Below are 3597 nucleotides of genomic sequence, written 5' to 3' on the forward strand. Positions count from 1 at the left end.
GGATGTTCCCGCTGACGCTGCGCGGGCTCGACGACGCGATCAAGGCGCTCAAAGCGTAGGCGCCGCGTCAGCAATCGATCGCCACGGGCCGGACGCACTGTGCCGGCAACATCACTTTCCCAGGCGGCTTGGGAAAAATACAAACTCGACCGCCGCAAAGCAGAGGCGGTCCAGCACGAAGCCTGGCCTCCGGCCGGAGCGGACGCGTGACAGATAGAATGCCAGGCTCAAACGTCTGCGCGCGCGGCGCTCGGCTCAACCATTGAACGTCGGAAGCGTAGCTGTGCCAACTCAAGCGTTGCTCAAATCGATTCTCGTCTGGATCGCCATTCTCATGCTCGCGATTCTGAACGGCGCGCTGCGGGACATCGCTCTCGTCCATGCACTCGGGCCGACATTGGCTCGCTTTGTCAGCGGCGTCGTGTTGTGCTCCGTCATCGTGGCCGCAGCTGCACTCGCTGCGCCTTGGCTCGGCAAGCTTCCGCTCCGTGCTTTCTGGTGGATCGGCACGTTGTGGCTCGTGCTCACCCTTGGGTTTGAGACCGCAGTGGGTTACGCGGAGCACCAGTCCTGGCAGCGGCTGCTTGACGCCTACACGCTGCAGGGCGGTAACCTGTGGCCCCTCGTCCTCATTACCACACTGATTGCGCCGCGGGTCGGGGCGCGGCTTCGGGGAGTCAGATAGAGCCAGTGCAGCTGGCGCCCAGCAAGCGGATCCGGCCCGCGTCTGTCTCGTCGCTTCACTTCTCAACGGCCGCGGCTGATCTTTGTCGTTTGGCCGCATGCAGAGGGCAGAGCCATGCTCACGGGTTCATGCCATTGCGGAACTGTAAAGATCCAGGTTCCGCGCAAGCCGCGGAGCCTCACCAGTTGCAACTGTTCAATCTGCCGTCGCCACGGTGGCATCTTCGGCTACTACGACAAGAGCAAGGTGAAGATCATTGCTCCCAGGGGTGCACTGGACCGCTACGTTTGGGGTGACAAGTGTCTTGCGCTTTGCAGATGCGCCACTTGCGGCTGCGTGACCCACTGGGAACCCATCGGTCGCACCGGCAGCAGGATGGGCGTCAACTTTCGCAACTTTGATCCGGCTGTGATCGAGTCAACTCGAGTTCGGAGATTTGATGGTGCCAAGACCTGGAAGTTCCTGGACTGAACGGCGCCCCGGTCACAAGGTGGACTGCGGGTTCTGGAACATGGTCTCGAACTACCGTTTACCAGGTCCGGGGCCTGACCGATCAGTCAAGCCGACGCTTGCGGGCGCGGCTTGATTCGGGCATCCGGTGGCCGGTGCGTTACGGCGTGTTAGTTGCGCTTCTGACGGTACGAACCCCACATGAACTTCACTCATCGAAAACCGCAAGTTTGCATCCTCGGCAGCGCCGAGCCTGGCTCGCGCGCGTACGAACTCGCCGGGCAGGCGGGCGAAGCGCTGGCGGAACTCGGAATCACCGTGGTCAGCGGCTGCGGCAGCCCGGCGACTCGTGTTGCCGCGGAACGTGCGCTTCAGGCAAAAGGTCTGGTGCTCAGCATCGTGCCGCCCGATCAGATGCCGCCAGCGGACTGGCCGGCCACCGTCGTTCTTCCGTGTGGCATGGGCGATGCGCGGAACCTCTTGATGGCGCTTGCCGGCGATGCTTGCATCGTCATTGGTGGGCGCGCCGGCACGAAGTCTGAAGTTCACCTGGCCTGGCTGCACCGACGCCCGTTGCTTCCGCTGGTTGGCTGCGGTGGTTGGTCCGATGAACTGCCTTCCAATCCTCCGGATGAGCGCGAAAATTCCCAGATCCTCCCCTGGAGCTCCGTAGCGGAGCTGCGAACAAATCTCCGCGGTCTCGGATTGCTCCAGGCGGTGGCCTGACTCTCGCTGGCTCACAGGCTTGTGAGATAAGGCGCCGAACGTGCACCTCGACGCGCGGCGCTGCGTTCCACCGTTCGATGTCGCGGATGGAGGGGTCAATGAATCGTCCTTTCCTCGTGTCCGTCCTGACCCTCGCCGCACTTCTCACCGGGTGCGCCTCCACGAACATCGTGCCGTCGCTCGAAGCGCAGACGGAGTTGCTGGCCCTGCATGAGGAGGCCATGCGGGCTCACCGCGAGTCGAACGCGGAACTTCTTTTGCGTGCGGAGGCGCCCGACTACGTCGTGGCCAGCCGTGGTCAGATAACACAACCGACTCTCGACGAGCGCAGGGCACGTCTCGAGCGCTATCTGCGAACCACCCGCTTCACGGAGTACATCGACCTTGTTCCACCCGTCGTGCGCGTGTCCGAGGATGGCAGCCTTGGCTGGGTCATCGTGCAAGTCCGGGCCGCAGGGCTGCAGGCGACACCCGACGGACGCTCCGAGCCATTGGCGTTTGAATCGGCTTGGATAGAACTGTACGAACGTCGCGGAGGCAGTTGGTACCGGGTAGGCAACGTCTCCAATTTCAAGCCCTAGAACCGCCAACTTCAGACATCGGTGCCATGACCAACACCCTCGTCCTGATCGACCTCCAGAACGACTACTTTCCCGGCGGCCGCATGGAGCTCGTCGATGCGGACGCTGCCGTGGCGCAGGCGGCCGCGCTTCTCGCCGCTTTCCGCAGCGACGGGCTCCCCGTCATTCACGTGCAGCATGTCTCCACGCGCGCCGGCGCGAGCTTCTTTCTGCCGGACTCGCCGGGCGTGCAGATCCATGCCGCCGTGCAGCCGCGGAGCGACGAGACCGTGATCGTCAAGCATTTCCCAAGCGCATTCCGGGATACGCACCTCCACGCCCGCCTGCGCGAGCTGGGCGCGGAGCACCTGACGATCGCAGGCATGATGACCCACATGTGCGTGGACACGACCGTGAGGGCCGCAGCGGACCTGGGATTCCAGTGCTCCCTGGCCCACGACGCCTGCGCAACCCGGGACCTGCAGTTCGGCGGCGACACGGTGGCCGCGGCGGACGTGCAAATCGCGTATCTGGCTGCCCTGAACGGCACCTTCGCGTCGGTACGCGCGGCCTCCGAAATCGCCACGACGCTGCGCAGCACGGCCGCGGGAGCGTGAGCACACGCACGGCGCCCTTGCGCAGCGCCCAGCCTCGGAACCTTGCCTCCCTGGTCCGGCTCAAGCGTCACTGACGCGAGCGGACCTGCGCTCGGCTACCGACCGCCTTTGTTCGCGCCACCCGCTGCCTGGGCCTTGAGGGCCTTGATGTCGGCGAGCACCAGTTCGGAGTGCCCCTCGGGCTTGACCGACTCGTAGTGCTTGGCGATGCGGCCCTGCGGGTCGACGATGAAGGTGTCGCGCCGCGCCATCTCCATGACGCCCATGTAGGTCTTGAGCACGCCGTAGCGCTTGGTCACCGCCTTGTCGGCGTCGGCCAGCAGCGTGAACGGCAGGCCGTGCTTCTCGGCGAAGGCCTTGTGCGAGGCGACGTCGTCGACGCTGATGCCGAGGATCACGGCGCCTTCCTTGTTGAAGGCGAACACGTTGTCACGGAAGCTGCAGGCTTGCGTGGTGCAGCCGGGCGTGTCGTCCTTCGGGTAAAAGTACAGCGCCACCCATTTGCCCTTGTAGTCGGCGAGCGAGTGCCACTTGCCGGCCTGGTCCTGCAACTTGAATG

Annotated in this window: 5 protein-coding genes; 4 read left to right on the forward strand and 1 reads right to left on the reverse strand. The window is 64.4% G+C overall.

The features are described 5' to 3' along the window. Nucleotides 1-298 precede the first annotated feature (298 nt). From VNT59_RS10420 to VNT59_RS10435, 4 genes are all read left to right on the forward strand, one after another. On the forward strand, nt 299-685 hold the full coding sequence (locus VNT59_RS10420; RefSeq protein WP_325498336.1) for a hypothetical protein: 387 nt from the start codon (nt 299-301) through the stop codon (nt 683-685). A 651-nt stretch (nt 686-1336) separates the two neighbouring features. Further along, complete coding sequence (locus VNT59_RS10425; RefSeq protein ID WP_325498337.1) at nt 1337-1861, forward strand: Rossmann fold nucleotide-binding protein; 525 nt, start codon at nt 1337-1339, stop codon at nt 1859-1861. Between the two features lie 98 nt (nt 1862-1959). Then, entirely contained in the window at nt 1960-2442 is a 483-nt protein-coding gene (locus VNT59_RS10430) for a nuclear transport factor 2 family protein (protein ID WP_325498338.1), read from the forward strand. A gap of 26 nt (nt 2443-2468) precedes the next feature. After that, entirely contained in the window at nt 2469-3038 is a 570-nt protein-coding gene (locus tag VNT59_RS10435) for a cysteine hydrolase family protein (protein ID WP_325498339.1), read from the forward strand. A gap of 95 nt (nt 3039-3133) precedes the next feature. Here VNT59_RS10435 and VNT59_RS10440 read toward each other — a convergent pair. Continuing rightward, on the reverse strand, nt 3134-3597 hold a 464-nt coding region (locus VNT59_RS10440), incomplete at its 5' end, for a peroxiredoxin (protein WP_325498340.1).

The organism is Ramlibacter sp., assembly GCF_035554825.1.
Classification (GTDB): domain Bacteria; phylum Pseudomonadota; class Gammaproteobacteria; order Burkholderiales; family Burkholderiaceae_C; genus Ramlibacter.

Coding starts and splice junctions, on each gene's coding strand:
- VNT59_RS10425 (WP_325498337.1), top strand. CDS start 1,337: ATGAACTTCACTCATCGAAAACCGCAAGTTTGCATCCTCGGCAGCGCC.
- VNT59_RS10430 (WP_325498338.1), top strand. CDS start 1,960: ATGAATCGTCCTTTCCTCGTGTCCGTCCTGACCCTCGCCGCACTTCTC.
- VNT59_RS10435 (WP_325498339.1), top strand. CDS start 2,469: ATGACCAACACCCTCGTCCTGATCGACCTCCAGAACGACTACTTTCCC.